Source organism: Amycolatopsis sp. 505, from assembly GCF_031625235.1.
Taxonomy (GTDB): domain Bacteria; phylum Actinomycetota; class Actinomycetes; order Mycobacteriales; family Pseudonocardiaceae; genus Amycolatopsis.
Genome location: NZ_JACKQP010000013.1, coordinates 105,590 through 122,123 on the forward strand (window position 1 = coordinate 105,590; position 16,534 = coordinate 122,123).

Consider the following 16,534-nt stretch of genomic DNA (forward strand, 5'->3'; position numbering starts at 1 on the left):
CATGACCGAACACCTCGACGTCCTCATCGTCGGCGCCGGGCTGTCCGGCGTCGGCGCCGCCCACCACTTGCGCACCGCGTTCCCGCGCAAGAGCTACGCGATCCTCGAAGCCCGTGCCGCGATCGGCGGCACCTGGGACCTGTTCCGCTACCCCGGCGTGCGGTCCGACTCGGACATGCAGACCCTCGGTTACCGGTTCCGCCCGTGGACCGACGCGAAGGCCATCGCGGACGGCCCGTCGATCCTCGAGTACGTCCGCGACACCGCGGCCGACGCGGGGATCGACCGGCACATCCGCTTCGGGCACAAAGTCGTCCGGGCCGCCTGGTCCACCGAGGACGCCTTGTGGACGGTCGAGGCCGAGCACGACGGGAAGCCGGTGGAGTTCACCGCGAAGTTCCTGTACCTGTGCAGCGGCTATTACGACTACGCGGCCGGGCACACGCCCGAGTTCCCCGGTCTGGAGGACTTCGGCGGCACGGTCGTCCACCCGCAGCACTGGCCCGAGGACCTCGACTACGCCGGCAAGAAGGTCGTCGTCATCGGCAGCGGCGCGACCGCGGTGACCCTCGTCCCGGCGATGACCGACCGCGCGGCGCACGTGACGATGCTGCAGCGCTCCCCCACCTACATCCTTTCGCTGCCGTCGGAGGACGCACTGGCCAACCGGCTGCGCCGGCTGCTCGGCCCGCGGCTGGCGTACCCGATCGCGCGCTGGAAGAACGTCGCGGTCAGCACGCTGATCTACCAGCTCAGCCGGCGCCGCCCCGGCGTGGTGAAGAGGCTGATCCGCAAGGCCACGGTGAAGCAGCTGCCGCCCGGGTACGCCGTCGACACCCACTTCAAGCCGCGGTACCAGCCCTGGGACCAGCGGCTGTGCCTGGTCCCGGACGGCGACCTGTTCCGGTCCATCAAGCGCGGCGACGCCTCGATCGTCACCGACCGGATCGCGTCCTTCACCGAGCACGGCATCCGGCTCGAATCGGGCGGCGAGCTGGAGGCGGACGTCGTCGTCACCGCGACCGGGCTGCGGCTGCTGGCCTTCGGCGGCATCGAGCTGTCGGTGGACGGCGAACCGGTGAAGCTGCCGGAGACCATGGCCTACAAGGGCATGATGCTCAGCGGCGTGCCGAACTTCGCCTTCACGATCGGCTACACGAACGCGTCGTGGACGCTCAAGGCCGACCTGGTCGGCGAGTACGTCGTCCGGCTGCTGCGCCACCTCGACCGGAACGGCTACGACCAGGCCGTGCCGGTCAACGACGACCCGGCGGTCACCGAGCGGCCGCTGCTGGACTTCGACGCCGGGTACGTCCAGCGGTCGATCGACGAGTTCCCGAAGGCGGGTTCGCGGGCACCGTGGCAGCTGGGCATGAGCTACGCGCACGACGTCGTCAAGCTCCGGCACGGGCGAATCGACGACGGCGCGCTGCGCTTCTCGCGGCGACCGGCGGCGGGAGGGGGCAGACTGAGCGCATGACGCTCTCTTCGCCCGTCCGGGGCCGCTGACATGCACTCCGCGGGACTCGTGCTGCACCCCCGCCGCGACTCCGCGGCCGCCGTCGAAGCCGTGCTCGGCTGGGCGGACAACCGGAACATCGAAATCCTCGGCATCGAAGACGAGATCGTGCGGCTCAACTGCGCGGCGGAGGGGGTGTCGGCCGAGGAGCTCGGGCGGCGGGCCGACCTGCTGGTCAGCCTGGGCGGCGACGGCACGATGCTGCGGGCCATGCGGCTGGCCGACGGGCAGCGCGCGCCGGTGCTGGGGGTGAACCTCGGCAAGCTCGGCTTCCTGGCCGAGGTCGACGTGCCCGACCTGCCCGGCGCGCTGTCCGCGATCGACGACCACGAGTTCACGGTGGAGCCGCGGCTGGCCGTGGACGCGGTGCTGCAGGGGCGGCGGATCACGGCGTTCAACGACATCGCGGTGGTGCGCGTGCCCGGCGACGGCAGCGCGGTGGTCGCGGTCCGGGTCGGCGGCCAGCCGTTCGTGAGCTACTCGGCCGACGCGGTGGTGGTGGCGACGCCGACCGGCTCGACGGCCTACAGCTTCTCCGCGGGCGGCCCGATCACCAGCCCGTCGGTGGAAGCCCTGCTGGTGACGCCGGCGGCGCCGCACTCGGCGTACAGCCGGGGCGTGGTGCTCTCGGTGCACGACGAGGTGACGCTGGAGCTGCTGCCGACCAGCGGCCGGCTGGCGGTGGAGGTCGACGGCCAGGTCGAGGGGTACGTCTCCCCCGGCGAGCGCCTCGACCTGCGCGCCCGGCCGAGCGCGGCGCGGGTGGTCCGGCTCGGGATGACGACGTTCTACCAGCGGGCCCGGCGCAAGCTGCGGCTCACGGACTCGGCCGAAATCCCCCAGGACGGCGACCACTGACGGTGTCCTGCGTCACAGCGCGGGCGCGTCGGCAATGGTCACGGAAAGGTCACGGGTAGCGTGCGCGGCTGCGCCTGAACCAGCCGAACCGCCCCGGAGTGTCTCCCTACATGCTGTGTCCCGCACCCGTCCGTCCCCGCCTGCGCGCCCGCCTGCTCGTCCCCGGGGCGCTCGCCGCCTTCGCCGGCGCCCTCGTCCTGCTCGCCGTGCTGCACATCGACCGCAGGCTCGCGCCCCTCGACCCGGTCAGCACGATGCTCAGCGACTACGCGCTGAGCCCGGGCCGGTGGCTGTGGGACAGCGCGTTGCTGCTGACGAGCACGGGATCGGCGCTGCTGCTGGTCGCGCTCTACCGCCGTGGCCTCCTGGCCGATCCGGGGCTCGTCGCGGCGAAGGTGCTGTGGTGCGTGAGCCTGCTGGCGGTGGTGGTGTTCGCGAAGGACCCGCAGGGTGGCGCGATCACGGCGACGGGCAAGATCCACCTGTACGCCTCGGCGGTGACGTGCCTGAGCTTGCCGGTGGTCGGCTGGGCGCTGGGCCGCCGCCACCGCGACGACCCGCGCTGGCGCCGGTTCGCGACCTGGTCCCGGCGCCTGGCCCTGGGGGCGATCCCGTTCTACCTGCCGTTCATCGTCCCGTTCGCGGTGAACGTCGTGTTCGGCGGCCACCTGCCGACAGTGGCGACGGGCCTGGTCGAGCGGTTGATGATGCTCCTGGAGATCACGCTGCTGGGCGTGCTGGGGTATTGGGCCCACCGAGCGATGCACCCGGCGCGGCGGTCTCATGCCGGCCCCGGTGTTTCGCCCGCCTGACCGAGCACGGGCGGCGTCGTGCCGCCGGGTCGCTACGCCGCCTCACCCGGCTGGTCGCGGGTGCGGTGCAGGAGCCAGTCGCGGGCGGTGCGGATCAACGCGTACCGCACCGCACCAGCCCGGCCGTGCAGCGTGAACAGGATGCGCTTGGCCGTCCGGTCGTGTTCCTCCCACCAGCCCGTGTCGGCGATCTTCTTCGTGTCGTCCTCGTACGCCAGGTGGTCGAGCGCGTGGTCGGGCACCGCCACCGCGAGCCGGTCGCTTCCCGGGTCCGGCGGGAGGCCGCGCGGGACGGCCCAGGACCGCAGCACGCCGTCCTCCTCCAGGCGGAGGTCGAAGTGGTGCCGGGGGCGGAAGTGCTCGTGGAGCACGAACGCCGGATGCCGATCGGTCACGGCGTCCACCCTGCCAGATCACCCGTCCTGGCCACGGCGGCTAGGCTCTCCGGTGATTCCAGGGGAGGCCGGGTGAACGTCGCCGGTGCGGTGCTGCCGGTTGCCGCCGGGGTGGCCCTCGTCGTGTTCGCGGTCCGGGTGGCGCGCGAGCCGCGGCGGCTGGGCAACGCCGTGTGGCTCGGCTTGGCGCTGCTGCTGACTTCGTTGTGGCTGCTGCGCGCCGCACTGCACCTCGAGTGGTTGATGCCGGTGCTGCTCGGGTTGCTCGGCGTCGTCGCGGTGCTCGTCGCCCTCGTGCTGCCGACCGCGCTCATCGCCAACGGGGTGCGGATGTGGCAGCGAGAAGGGCGCAGCGCGGGAAACCTGCTGTCGCTCGGCCTGGGCGCCGGGCTGGTCACGCTCGAAGCGCTGGCGTTCGCGCCACTGGGCCGGTGGGGTTCGGCGCTGGTGGCCGTCGCCGCCGTGCTGGCCGGGTACTTCGGCTTCCTCTTCCTGTCGCTGCTGGTCTACTCCGTGGTGTACAGCCGGATCGGGCGCCGCGGCGGGTTCGACGCGATCATCGTGCTCGGCTGCGGCCTGGACGGCGAGCGCGTGCCGCCGCTGCTCGCCGGGCGGCTCGACCGCGCGATCCGGCTCCACGCCCGGGAAGCGACGCCGCCGCTGCTCGTCGTCTCCGGCGGGCGGGGTCCCGGCGAGACCGTCACCGAAGCCGAAGCGATGGAGGCGTACCTGCGCGACCGCGGTGTCCCCGACGACCGCATCCGGCGCGAGGACCAGGCCCGCACGACCGAGGAAAACCTCCGGTTCTCGGCGGAACTGCTCCCCGCCGGCGCACGCCGGGTGGTGGCGGTGACCAGCAACTACCACGTGTTCCGGACGGCGGTCGAGTGCCGGCGGCTCGGCCTGCCGTTCCACGCGACGGGCTCCCCGACGGCCCGGTACTTCCTGCCGAGCGCGCTGCTGCGCGAGTTCGCGGCGCTGATCCTGCACTACCGCCGCACGACGATCGCGGCGTGCGTGCTGATCATCGGCACCGGCCTGCTCCTGGCCGTCTTCGCGACCGCCTAGCCCGCACGCAGCAGCGAGCACGCGCGGGCCACGCCGTCCTCGGCCCGCAGGCGTGCGCCGACGTACTGGGCGCCGCGCCGGAACAGCGGGTTTCCGGTCAGCTCCCGGAGTCGCGCGGTCAGGGTGTCGACGTCCAGCTCCTCGAGCGGCACGGGTTTCGGGCCGGCGCTCAGCTTCGACACCCGGTCGCCCCAGTAGGGCTGGTCGGAGAAGACGGGGCAGACGAGTGCCGGCACCCCGGCCCGCAGCCCGGCGGCGGTGGTCCCGGCGCCACCGTGGTGGACGACCGCGGCGGTGCGCGGGAACAGCCAATCGTGCGGGACATCGCCGACGACCAGCACGTCATCGGCGTCCGCCCCGGTACTGAGGACGCCGCGCAGCCGGGCCCGGCGCAACGCCGCGCGGACGACGTCGGACGTCCGCGCGGCGTCGGCGGGCCGCATGCTGCCGAAGCCGACGTAGACCGGTGGTGGACCGGCGGCGAGGAAGTCACGCAGCCGCGGGTCCGGCCGCGGGGTGGCGGTGTCGAGGAACCAGTACCCGGTGAGGTGCACGCGGGCGGGCCAGTCGGGTGGCCGCGGCACGACGGCGTCGGAGAATCCGCACAGGACGGCCGACCGCCGCCGCGGGCCTCTTCGTCCGGTTCTGGGCAGGCCGAGCGTCTCGGCGCGCCAGCGGTCGATTTCCGGCCGGAGGACTTGCCAGGCGACGGCGTCGACGGCGGTGAAGCTGAGGTGCCGTGCCCAGGGGCCGAGCCGGGTGGCCCGGGGCAGGAGCGGGTGGGCGAAGGCGCGCGTCGGCACGCTGGGCTGGTAGTGCAGTTCGACGTCGGGGACGCCGAGGTGGGCGCCCAGGTGCGCGCCGAGGAAGCCGAGCGAAGGAGCGAGCACGAGGTCGGCGCCGGCAGCCCCGGCGTGGACGTCGGCGAGGAGCGTGTCGAGCACCGGCCGGAGGACGGCCCGCAGCCCGGAGAGGAACCGCCTGCCGCCGGTCCACGCTTGCCCGACGGCCGAGCCGAGCAGGGCGGCCGGGTCCGCCGAGAGGGGCGCGAAGCCGAGGCCGTGGGATTCGACGAGCCCCCGGAACGCGGACGCGGCCAGAACGCGAACGCGATCGCCGTGCGCGGCAAGGCCCCGCCCGAGGGCGACGCACGGTTGGACGTCACCCCGCGAGCCGGGCGCGACGATCACGACCAGGCGGCTCATCGCTTCGCCGCCGTCAGGTGGTACCTCACCCGGAACGGCAAGTTCGCCAGCACCGCGGCCAGCCGGGCGTCCCGGCCCACCAGGTACCTCGGCGCCGGACGGCGGGTCGTGAGCGCGCGGACCACCGTCTCCGCCGCACGGCGCGGGGGTACTCCCGTCCGGGCCGACCGGGCCGCGCTCCTCTCCGCCGCGGCCAGCTGCTCCCCATACCTCTCCAACGCCGCCCGCGACAGGGCCGCCCTCACCTCCTCGGCCGCCGCGCGGGCCCGGGGCCAGATCGGCGTCGCCACCGCTCCCGGCTCGACCAGCACCACGCGGATCCCCTCCGGGGCCAGCTCCGCGCGCAGGCTGTCGGTCAACCCCACCAGCGCGAACTTCGACGTGTGGTACGGCCCGACCATCGGTCCCGCGATCCGGCCGCCGATCGAGCCGATCGTCACCACGCGCGCCGACTCCGTGCGCCGCAGCGCCGGCAGCATCGCGCGCGTCACCGCCAGCTGGCCCGTCACGTTCACCTCCAGCTGCTCCCGGAACGCGGCCAGGGGCACGTGCTCGAGCGGTCCCGGCCGGGCCAGGCCGGCGTTGTTCACCAGTCCCCGCAACGGTCCGGCCGCCGCAACGCGCTCGCCGCAACGGGCGATCGACGCCTCGTCACGCAGGTCCATCCGCAGCACCGTGACCGCGTCGCCGTACGCGCGCCCGAGGTCCGCTTCGTCCGCGTCGGACCGCACGCTCGCCCACACGTGGGCGCCCCGCCGGACCAGCTCCGCCACGCACGCGCGGCCGATGCCGCCCGCCGCGCCCGTGACCACATAGGACGGTTTCACGACGCCAGCACCTGCAGCATCCGCGGCCACGTCTTGTGCAGCTGCTCCTGCCAGTACGCCCACTGGTGCGTGCCCGGCCCGTAGAGGTCCACCGTCGCCGGGACGCCGAGGGCGCGCAGCCGGCCGGCCATCGCCGTCGTCTGGGCGCCGCAGAGGAACTCGAGGAGCATCGCGCCGGGCAGGACGTCGATCGGGAGCTTGGCGTCCAGCGGGCCCGGCAGCCCGTTGCCCGCCGAAAGGTACAGCTCGGTGCCGCGCAGGCGGTCCGCGTTCACCAGCGGGTCGTGCGCTTCCCAGCGCGCGGACTCCCGGCGCCGGTCGCCCCACAGGGCTTCGGGGTCGAGGTGGGCCGACGTGACGATCGCGCTGGTCAGCAGGTCGCCGCCCGCTGCGGACGGGTTGAGGTTGCCGCTGAAGGAGGCCGCGTACCGGAACACGCCCGGCCGCCGGGCGGCGAGTTCGAACGCGCCGTAGCCGCCGAGGGACAGCCCGGCGGCCGCGCGCCGGCCGTCGCCGCGGTAGCCGCGGTCGATCAGCTGCGGGAGTTCGACGGCGGTGAACGTCTCCCACTGGTTGAGCGCGATGTCCTTGCCGTAGTTCCACCAGTCGCTGAAGAACCCGGCGGAGCCCGAGCCGGGCATCACGACCAGGACGCCGGCGTCGTCGGCGAGCTGCCGGACGTCGGTGTTCGCGCTCCAGCCGCGGTAGTCCTGCAGCCGCGTCTCGCCGGCCAGCAGGTAGACCGCCGGCCAGCGGCCGCCGGCCCAGTTCTGCGGCAGGATCAGCCGGACCATCGCGTACGCCCCGACGCCGGTCGAGCGCACGGTCAGGTCGAGCACCCGCGCGTCACCGTCCACAGTGGTCTGGGCGACGACGTGCGAGCCGTCGTCGGCCCGGGCGTCCGGGACGTCGGCCGCGGCCGGCGCGGGGGTGCCGGGCAGCACGCACACCGCGGCCGCCAGGGCGGTGAACCACCTCACCGAAGGGCGCATGCGTTTCCTTTCCCCGATCGTCGAAGGTGCGGCCAAGCTAAAGGAATTGCGCCCACGAGCGCAATTGTCCTGCCCACTATGTGAGCGGACAATGTGAATGGCAGGAAAACAAACTCCCCCGCGGGGGTGAGGCGACGGTCGCGCAGCGTGACCAATCCCGGACGGCCGTGCCACAAGCGCTTGCCGAACTCGCCAGTAACCTGCAATCCAGCAGCTCACCCGCTGTGCACGACGATGTTTACGCCGTCTTGAGGTGCTTCCGGTAACCGATTTCCCGGCGTAGCCTTCGCCGTGCCGCCGGATCGGCCGTCGCTCGACGTGCTCCCGGCGAAGGGTTCCAGCGCAGGGGCCGCACCTCCCCCGAGAATGCTCCCGGAAGGGTTGTTCATGGCTGCCCGAATTCGCTTTCCCCCGGCCGCGCTGCTGATCGCCGCGGCCGCCGTGGTCACCATTTCCCCGGCCAAACCCGCGACGGCGGTCCCGGCTCCCCCGCCAACCGCCGTCCCGCCGGCCGCGCTCCTGCCCGCCGAGACGATCCCCGGACGGCCCGCGGCACGCGACGTGTTCGACCTCGCCACCGCACTGTCCACTTCGGACCGCAGCGACACCGGGGACTGCGCCGACGTCGTCCACGGCCGCCTGCTGCGCCCCGGCGCGGGCACCGGCCAGGGCTTCCAGACGGCGGTACCCGGCGGGCAGCTGTCCGAACTCGTCGCGCGCACCCCGCACCCACCCGACCTGACCGCCTGGGCCGCGCAGGCCCGCCGTTGCGCCCGCATCACCGTCGACGACGGGGAGCTCCCCACGGAGTCGACCACCACCGTCGGGACCGGCCCTGCCGTTCCCGGCGCGCAATCCCTGTCCTACCAGCAGGTCCTGACCCTGCCCGGCCGGCCGGAACCCGGCCTGCGCCTGCGCACCGTCGCCATCGCCGCCGACGGCGTGCTGGTCCTGCTCCGCGACGCCGGAGCGACCGGCCTCGACCTCGACACCCTGGCCGTCGCCGCGTGGCAGCACGCCGCGCCACGGCTGGGCCGCTAGCAAGGAGAACCCCATGTCCCAGCAGAACTTCCCGGCGGTGGGCGGCGACACCCTGACCGCGTGCCTGCGCCACTGGGCGGCGACCACCCCCGACGCGCCCGCCCTCACCTTCGCCGACTTCGCCGCCGACCCCGCCGGACGGCGCCGCAGCCTGACCTGGCGGCAGCTGGCCGAGCGCGTCGACGCCGCCGCGGGCGCGCTGCCGGTGGCGCCGGGCGACCGGGTCGCCGTGCTCTGCCCGCAGGGCCCGGACTACGTCGTCGGGTTCCTGGCCGCGATCGCCGCGGGCGCGATCGCGGTGCCGCTGTTCGACCCGGACCTGCCGGGTCACGCGGGGCGGCTCGCCGCGGTCCTCGCCGACTGCGCGCCGTCGGCCGTCGTGACCACCGCGACCGCCCGCGCGGGTGTCGAAGCGTTCGTCGGCAACGACGTCACCGTCGTCGCGGTCGACCGCCCGGAACCGGCGCGGACCCGGCCGGTTCCGGCCGCGGCCCCGGGCGACGTCGCCTACCTGCAGTACACCTCCGGTTCGACCCGCAGCCCGGCCGGCGTGGTGCTGACCCACGCGAACGTGCTCGCCAACGTCACCCAGGCGGTGCGCGGGCTCGGCCTCGACCCGGCCGCGGCGACCACGGTTTCGTGGCTGCCGCTGTTCCACGACATGGGGCTGGTCCTCGGCCTGATCACGCCGCTGGCGCTCGGCCTGCGCTCGGTGCTGATGGACCCGCTGGCCTTCATCGAGCGGCCGGTCCGCTGGCTGGAACTGCTCGGCGACCACGCGGGCAGCTGGAGCGCGGCCCCGAACTTCGCCTTCCACTACTGCGCGAGCCGGATCCGCGACACCGACCGCGCGCGGCTGCGGCTCGGGCGGGTCACCGCGATCGTCAACGGCGCCGAGCCGATCAACCCGGACGTCCTCGACCGGTTCCACACCGCCTTCGCGGCCGCCGGGTACCGGCCGGAGATGACCCGCCCGGCGTACGGCCTGGCCGAGGCCACCGTGTTCGTCACCACCGGCCCCGCCGCGGCCCCGCGCGTCACCACGTTCGACCGCGACGCCCTTGCGACGGGCGCCGCCCGGCCGGCCGCGGACGGCGTCCGGCTCGTCGCCTGCGGCACCCCGGCCGGGCAGCTCGTCGCCCTCGTCGACCCGGACAACGCCGTCGTGCTGCCGGACGGCTCGGTCGGCGAAATCTGGGTGCACGGGCCGAACGTCGGCGACGGATACTGGCAGAAACCCCTGGAGAGCACCGAAACCTTCGGCGCCCGGCTGGCCGGCGGCCTGCCCGAGGGGCCCTGGCTGCGGACCGGCGACCTCGGCGTCCGCCACGACGGCGAGCTCTACATCGCGGGCCGGATCAAGGACCTGATCATCGTCGACGGCCGCAACCACTACCCGCAGGACGTCGAAGCGACCGCCGCGTCGACCGACCCCGGGATCCGCCCGGGCAGCGTCGCCGCCTTCGCCGTGGCGGGCACCGACACCGAGGCCGTCGTCGTGGTCGCCGAACACCGCGGCCACGCGGACCTGGCCGAGCCCGCCGAACGCGCGCTGGCCGCCGCGATCCGGCGGCTGGTCTCCGACGCGCACGGCCTCGCGCTGCGGGACGTGCTGCTCGTGCCACCCGGGCGGGTCCCGCGCACGTCCAGCGGCAAGATCGCCCGCGCCGCCTGCCGCGACCGCTACCTCGCCGGCGACTACGGAAAGGCACTGGCGCGATGAGCGACACCCTCCGCCGTTGGCTCCTGGACACCGTCGCCGAGCACACCGGCGTCCCGGCCGAGCCCGACCGGCCGCTCGGCGACTACGGCCTGTCCTCCCGCCAGGCCGTCGGCATCGCCGCCGACCTCGAAGACCGGCTCGGCCGCCGGCTGCCGGCGACGCTGCTGTGGGAAAGCCCGACCATCGACCACCTCGTCCGCAGCCTCACCGGCGAGGCCGAGCCCGAGGCCCGGCCGAGCACCGACCGCCGTCGGACCGATCCGGTCGCCGTCATCGGCCTGGGCTGCCGGTTCCCCGGCGCGGACGGGCCCGAGGCGTTCTGGGACCTGCTGAGCAGCGGGCGGGACGCCGTCCGCACCGCGCCGCCCGGCCGCTGGAGCGCCGAGGCCGCGCCGGTGCTCGGCGGATTCCTCGACGACGTCGCCGGGTTCGACGCCGAGCACTTCGGCATCACCCCCCGCGAAGCGGCGACGATGGACCCGCAGCAGCGCATGCTCCTGGAGGTCACGTGGGCGGCGCTGGAGCACGCCGGCCTCGCCCCGGCGTCGCTGCGCGGCAGCCGGACCGGCGTGTTCACCGGGATTTCGACCCACGACTACGGCCACCTCACGATGACCGGCGGCGCGCCGGACCTGTGGACGGCCACGGGTGCGGCGGGCAGCATCGCGGCCAACCGGCTGTCGTACGTCTACGACCTGCGCGGGCCGAGCATGGCGGTGGACACGGCGTGCTCGTCGTCGCTGGTCGCGGTGCACCACGCGGTGCGCGCCCTGCGCGACGGCGACGCGGACCTGGCGCTGGCGGCGGGGGTCAACCTCATGCTGCTCCCCGGCCCGACGGCGGCGTTCGCGGCGGCGGGCCTGCTCGCGGGCGACGGCCGCTGCAAGACGTTCTCGGCGGCCGCGGACGGCATCGCGCGAGCGGAGGGCTGCGGCGTCGTGGTGCTCAAGCGCCTGGCGGACGCCGAATGCGACGGCGACCGCGTGCTCGCGGTGATCCGCGCCTCGGCGGTCAACTCCGACGGCCGGTCCCACGGCCTGGCCGCACCGAACCCGCTGGCGCAGCAGGCGATGCTGCGGGACGCCTACCGCGGCGTCGAGCCGTCCACTGTGGACTACGTGGAGGCGCACGGGACGGGGACGCTGCTGGGCGACCCGATCGAGGCGGGTGCGCTGGGTGCGGTGCTGGGCGCGGGCCGCGCGGCGGGTGCGCCGCTGCTGATCGGCTCGGTGAAGACGAACATCGCCCACGCCGAGGCGGCGGCGGGGATCGCCGGGCTGATCAAGGTGGTCCTGGCGATGACGCACGGGGTGCTGCCGCCACAGCTGCACTTCGGCGCGCCGAACCCGCACATCGCGTTCGGCCCGTTGGGGTTGAAGGTGGTCACGGAGCCGACACCGTGGCCCCGCCACACCGGCCGCGCGACGGCGGGGGTGTCGGCTTTCGGGTTCGGCGGGACGAACGCGCACGTGGTGCTGGAAGAGGCGGCGGCTCCGGCTCGCGAAAGTGGTGGTGCCGCGACCCGGCGCGGCGGCGAGGTTGCGAGCGCCGGTGCCGCGACGGGCGCGCACGTGGTGCTCGCAGAGGCGGCGGGCCCGGCTCGCGAAAGTGGTGGTGCCGCGACCCGGCGCGGCCACGAGCCGACGAGCGCCGCTTCCACGACGGGCGGGCGCTCGCTCGGCAGCGCCTCTCCCCGGCCGGACGGCGGGCTCCCCGCCGGGCGAGCCGGTGACCGGCCGCCGGGCAGCGGCGGTGTCCGGATCGGGCTGCTGTCGGCGCGGACCCGCGACCGGCTCACCGAGCGCGCCACCCAGCTCGCCGCCTGGCTGGACTCCCCCTCCGGGCGGCGGAGCTCCCTGGCCGACGTCACGCACACCCTCTTCCGGCGTGACAACTCCGGACCGCACCGGGCCGCCTTCGTCGCCGCCGGTCACGGGGAACTCGCCGCGTTGCTGCGGGCCGTCGGGGACGGGGCCGATCCGCTGCCCGCCGGCGCCTTCGCCGGTTGCGCCGTCGGCGGGGAGGGGCCGGTCTTCGTCTTCTCCGGGCACGGGTCCCAGTGGGCCGGGATGGGCCGCCGGCTGCTCGCCGCCGAACCCACCTTCGCCGCCCAGGTCGACAAGCTCGGCGATCCCTTCACCGAACACGCCGGGCGATCGCTGCGGTCGCTGCTCGCCGGCGCCGCCCCGGCGTCCCTCGCCGAGACGCAGCTGGCCATCTTCGGGACGCAGGTTGCGCTGGCCGCGCGGTGGGAGGCGCTCGGGGTGCGGCCCGGCGCCGTCCTCGGGCACTCGCTCGGGTCCGCCGCGGCCGCCGTCGTGGGTGGGGTGCTGACCGCCGACGAGGCCGTCCACCTGGTCGCCACCCGCGCCCGCCTGCTGGGCACGATCGGCTCCGGCGGCGCGATGGCCGCGGTCGAGCTGACGCCCGGCGAGCTCGCCTCGCACCCCGGCGTCGAACTGGCCGTGGATTCCGCTCCGGGGCAGGTGACGGTCGCCGGGGACGCGGTGGTGCTCGACCGGCTAGTCGCCGGCCTCGAGGCCATCGGGCGGAGCGCGCGGCGGCTGCCGGTCGGGGTCGCCGGGCATTCGGCGGGGGTCGAGCCCGTCCTCGGCGCCCTGCGTGCCGCACTCGCCGAGCTGGGCGGACGGCGGCCGTTGGTGCCCTGGTACGACACGGTGCTGACGGACCCGCGCGAGCTCCCGGACTTCGACGCCGGCTATTGGGCCGCGCACCTGCGCCGCCCCGTCCGCTTCCGGCAGGCGGTCGCCGCGGCGGCCGCGGACGGGCACCGCGTGTTCGTCGAGGTCTCCCCGCACCCGATCCTGCGGGGGTCGCTGGCGAAGACGCTCGAAGCGGGCGGAATCCCCGAAGCGGTGGTGACCGGCACCCTGCGCCGCGGCCAGGACGAGGTCCGGGCGTTCGCGGCCGCGGCGGCAACGCTGTACTGCGCGGGCACCCGCATCACGCTGACCACCCCGGACGACGACGCCCGCATCACGGACGTCCCGCCGATGCCCTGGCGCCACGAGCGGCACTGGTACACCGACGGGGACGAGCACCCCGCCCCGGCCGGGGAGTCCCGGCCCGCGGCAACGCCCGACGGGACCCGGCCCACTGCAGGCCGAGCCACCCAGCCGTCGGCCGGACCCGGACCCGAAGCCGCCGGTGGTCGGCTCACCCGGATCGTCGCGGCCGTCATGGGGCTCGCCCCCGACCGCCTGGACCCCGATGTGCCGCTCGTCGACCTCGGGCTCGACTCGCTCATGGCGAACCGGATCCGCGAAGCCGTCCGCCGGGAGCTCGGCACCGAACCCGACGCCGCCGCCGTGCTGCGCGGGGCCACCCTCGCCGATCTCACCCGGGACCTCGTCCCGCGGGGCGACGAACCTCCGGCCCGCGGCCGGGCCTGGGACGCCGCCGACCGGCTCGTCCTGCGGCTCTGGCGGCAGCACACCGGTACCGACGCCGCCGGCCCGCACGTCCGCCTCACCGGAACCGCCGACCCGCACCGCCTCGCGCGGCTGCTCGCCGGCAGCCTCACCACTGAACTCGACACTCCCGTCGACGCCGCGGACCTCCTCCGGCACGACTCGCTCGCCGCCGTCGCCGACGTCGCGCGGGCCCTGCTCGACACGCGCGAAGACGTGCACCTGCTCAAGCCCGGCGACGCCGGCACCACCCCTCTCCTGCTGTTCCACCCCGGCGGCAGCACCTGCACCGTCTACCGCCCGCTGCTGGACCGGCTTCCCGCCGGGATCCCCTGCCTCGGCTTCGAACGCGTGCCCGGCACCACCATCGAAGACCGCGTCGACCGGCTCCTCCCGCTCGTGCGCGCCCGCCTTCCCCACGGCCCCTACCGCCTCGCCGGCTGGTCCTTCGGCGGTGCCCTCGCCTACGGCCTCGCCGCCCGGCTCGCCGACGAGGGCGAACCGGTCGAGCTCGTCGCCCTCATCGACACCATGCGGCCGCTGCCCGAACCGGACCTCGACCCGCGCGCGTCGTCGGCCCGGCGGTTCCTGCGCTTCACCGGCTACGTCGAGGGCACCTACGGCCGGACCGTCCGGCTCGGCCACGACGAACTCGCGCCCCTGCTCGAAGAAGAGCAGATCGAGCTCACCATGCGGCGCGTGGCCGAAGCCGGGTTGCTGAGCCCCGGAGTCCTCCGCCACCAGCGCCAGTCCTTTTTGGACACCCTGGCCGCCGAACGCGCCACGCCGCCGCCCTACGCCGGCCGCGTGGTGCTGTACCGGGCCACCGAACCGTACGCCGCCGGGCTCGCGATGGAACCGCGCTATTCCCGCACCGACCCCGACGCCGGGTGGGGCGGGCTGTGCCCGCGGCTCGAGATCGTCCCCGTCCCGGCACACCACCTCTCGATCGTCGATCCGCCGCACGTCGACGTCGTCGCACGGCACCTGGCGGACGAGCTGTGGCCGTGACCCGGACCGCGCCGCTGCTGGCCGTGCTCGGCGCCGGCCTCTTCCTGGTCGCGGTGGACGCGACCGTGCTGCACGTCGCGCTGCCCGACCTCGTCCGGCAACTGCGGCCCGGCGCGGCCGCCCAGGTGTGGATCGTGGCGATCTACCCGCTCACCGCGGCCCCGCTGCTCCTGCCGTCCGGCACACTCGGCGACCGCTTCGGACGGCGGCGCGTGCTCGTCACCGGCTACGTGGTGTTCGGGGTGGCGTCGCTCGGCTGTGCCCTCGCCCCCGGCGTCCCGGCCCTGCTCGCCGCCCGCGCCGCGCTCGGCGTCGGCGGCGCGCTGATCATGCCGGTGACGATGTCGCTGCTGCGGGAGCTGTTCCCGGACCGACGGCGGCGGCGCACGGCGATCGCGGTGTGCAGCGGCATCGCCGGGACCGGCTCGGTGTTCGGGCCGGTCCTCGGCGGGCTGCTCGTCGAAGCGTGGGGGTGGCGGGCGACGTTCCTGGTCAACCCGCCGGTCATCCTGGCCGCCCTGGTGGCGGCGCTGCGGTGGCTGCCGCGCAGCCCGCCCGGGCGCGAGCCGTGGGACGCGCTCAGCGCGGTGCTCGCGGCCGGTGGCGTGCTCGGCATCGCCTTCGCCGTCGGGCCGTCGGGGGGCGGCTTCGTCGCGGGGGCGGCCGGGTGCGTCCTCCTCGTGCTCTTCGTGCGCCGCCAGCGGCGTGCGGCCACTCCCCTACTGGACCTCACCCTGTTCCGGCGGCCGGGCGTACCCGGCGCGGTCGGCGGGGTGCTGCTGGTGATGAGCACCCTCGTCGGGCTGGGCCTGCTGCTCGCCCAGTACCTCCAGGTGGTGCTCGGCCTCTCCCCGACGGCCGCGGCGGCGCGGCTGCTGCTCGTCCTCGGCGCGTCGGCGGCCGGCAGCGTGGTCGCTCCGGCACTTTTGGAGCGGTACGGCAACACCCGCGTTCGCACCGCAGGATTCGCCCTGGCGGCAGCGTCCCTCGGCATCCCGGCGGTGGGCGGCCTGCCGTCGCCGTGGTGGCTCGGCAGTGCGCTCGTCGGCTCGGGGTTGGGCATGGCGCTCGCGCTGACGTCGAGCACGGACACGCTGCTGTCCGCCGCGCCCCCTGACCGGGCCGGAGGCGCGGCCGCGGTCGAGAAGACCGGCTACGAGCTGGGGGCGGGCCTGGGCACGACGGCGTTCGGCTCCCTGGCGGCCGCCGTCTACGCGGCGCACCTGGTGGTGCCACCCGGCGTGCCGGAAGCGGTGACGCGCCTGGCCTCCGCCGGACCGGCCCAAGCGCAAACGGCGTCGCACGGCCTGGCGCAAGCTGCCGAGCTTCTCGCGGCCGCTCGGGCAGCCTGCACCGAGAGCGTGCAGGCTGCCGCGCTCGTTGCGTGTGGTCTGTTCACCCTCGCGACGATGGTTTCGATCGTCCCTCGCCGTATAGGTCGTTATACGATCAGAAGTGTTCGCGGCCGGCCTCGTGGGCGACGACCTCGGCGCGATCGGCGAGCCGTTCGAGCCCGCCGAGGGCCTGGCGCATCCGGTGGTTGCCGCGCAGCCGCTCGGCGTTCCGGTCCAGGAACGCCCAGTACCCCGCGGTGAACGGGCACGCGTCCGGCCCGGTCCGCTTCTTCGGGTCGAAGACGCAGCCGCCGCAGT

The 16,534-nt window shown here is 75.0% G+C and carries 12 protein-coding genes; 8 read left to right on the forward strand and 4 right to left on the reverse strand.

The window, feature by feature from the left end:
- The first annotated feature begins 1 nt into the window (after position 1).
- From H5965_RS39370 to H5965_RS39380, 3 genes are all read left to right on the forward strand, one after another.
- Positions 2-1,480, forward strand: coding sequence for an NAD(P)/FAD-dependent oxidoreductase (locus H5965_RS39370; RefSeq protein WP_310976147.1), 1,479 nt, complete (start codon positions 2-4; stop codon positions 1,478-1,480).
- Between the two features lie 30 nt (positions 1,481-1,510).
- Complete coding sequence (locus H5965_RS39375; protein ID WP_310976148.1) at positions 1,511-2,377, forward strand: NAD(+)/NADH kinase; 867 nt, start codon at positions 1,511-1,513, stop codon at positions 2,375-2,377.
- Between the two features lie 110 nt (positions 2,378-2,487).
- The gene (locus H5965_RS39380) at positions 2,488-3,189 is read left to right on the forward strand and encodes a DUF998 domain-containing protein (RefSeq protein WP_310976149.1); all 702 of its coding nucleotides are present in this window, start codon (positions 2,488-2,490) and stop codon (positions 3,187-3,189) included.
- 32 nt (positions 3,190-3,221) lie between these two features.
- On the opposite strand, the gene H5965_RS39385 is transcribed toward H5965_RS39380, so the two are convergent.
- Entirely contained in the window at positions 3,222-3,584 is a 363-nt protein-coding gene (locus H5965_RS39385; protein ID WP_310976150.1) for a DNA polymerase ligase N-terminal domain-containing protein, read from the reverse strand.
- 72 nt (positions 3,585-3,656) lie between these two features.
- Here H5965_RS39385 and H5965_RS39390 point away from each other — a divergent pair, with 72 nt between their 5' ends.
- On the forward strand, positions 3,657-4,652 hold the full coding sequence (locus H5965_RS39390; RefSeq protein ID WP_310976151.1) for a YdcF family protein: 996 nt from the start codon (positions 3,657-3,659) through the stop codon (positions 4,650-4,652).
- Here the strand turns inward: H5965_RS39390 and H5965_RS39395 are convergent.
- Genes H5965_RS39395 through H5965_RS39405 form a run of 3 tightly spaced genes read right to left on the reverse strand, consistent with a single transcriptional unit; the run spans position 4,649 to position 7,676 of the window.
- Positions 4,649-5,857, reverse strand: a complete 1,209-nt coding sequence (locus H5965_RS39395; protein ID WP_310976152.1) for a glycosyltransferase — start codon at positions 5,855-5,857, stop codon at positions 4,649-4,651. The two genes, H5965_RS39390 and H5965_RS39395, sit on opposite strands and share 4 nt — an antisense overlap.
- Positions 5,854-6,684: an SDR family NAD(P)-dependent oxidoreductase gene (locus H5965_RS39400; RefSeq protein WP_310976153.1), complete on the reverse strand. Its 831-nt coding sequence runs from the start codon at positions 6,682-6,684 to the stop codon at positions 5,854-5,856. Before H5965_RS39400 ends, H5965_RS39395 begins: the two co-directional genes overlap by 4 nt.
- Positions 6,681-7,676 carry an alpha/beta hydrolase family protein gene (locus tag H5965_RS39405; RefSeq protein ID WP_310976154.1) on the reverse strand — a complete coding sequence of 332 codons (996 nt, stop codon included), beginning with the start codon at positions 7,674-7,676 and terminating at the stop codon, positions 6,681-6,683. The genes H5965_RS39400 and H5965_RS39405 overlap by 4 nt, the downstream gene beginning before the upstream one ends.
- Before the next feature lie 387 nt (positions 7,677-8,063).
- On the opposite strand from H5965_RS39405, the gene H5965_RS39410 reads away from it, so the two are divergent.
- The 4 genes from H5965_RS39410 to H5965_RS39425 are packed head-to-tail and all read left to right on the forward strand — an operon-like array spanning position 8,064 to position 16,477.
- Positions 8,064-8,717: a hypothetical protein gene (locus H5965_RS39410; protein WP_310976156.1), complete on the forward strand. Its 654-nt coding sequence runs from the start codon at positions 8,064-8,066 to the stop codon at positions 8,715-8,717.
- 13 nt (positions 8,718-8,730) lie between these two features.
- A complete protein-coding gene (locus H5965_RS39415; RefSeq protein ID WP_310976157.1) occupies positions 8,731-10,440 on the forward strand; it encodes a fatty acyl-AMP ligase in 1,710 nt (569 codons plus the stop codon).
- A complete protein-coding gene (locus tag H5965_RS39420; RefSeq protein WP_310976159.1) occupies positions 10,437-14,882 on the forward strand; it encodes a beta-ketoacyl synthase N-terminal-like domain-containing protein in 4,446 nt (1,481 codons plus the stop codon). The genes H5965_RS39415 and H5965_RS39420 overlap by 4 nt, the downstream gene beginning before the upstream one ends.
- Complete coding sequence (locus tag H5965_RS39425; protein WP_310976160.1) at positions 14,873-16,477, forward strand: MFS transporter; 1,605 nt, start codon at positions 14,873-14,875, stop codon at positions 16,475-16,477. Before H5965_RS39420 ends, H5965_RS39425 begins: the two co-directional genes overlap by 10 nt.
- Positions 16,478-16,534 lie beyond the last annotated feature (57 nt).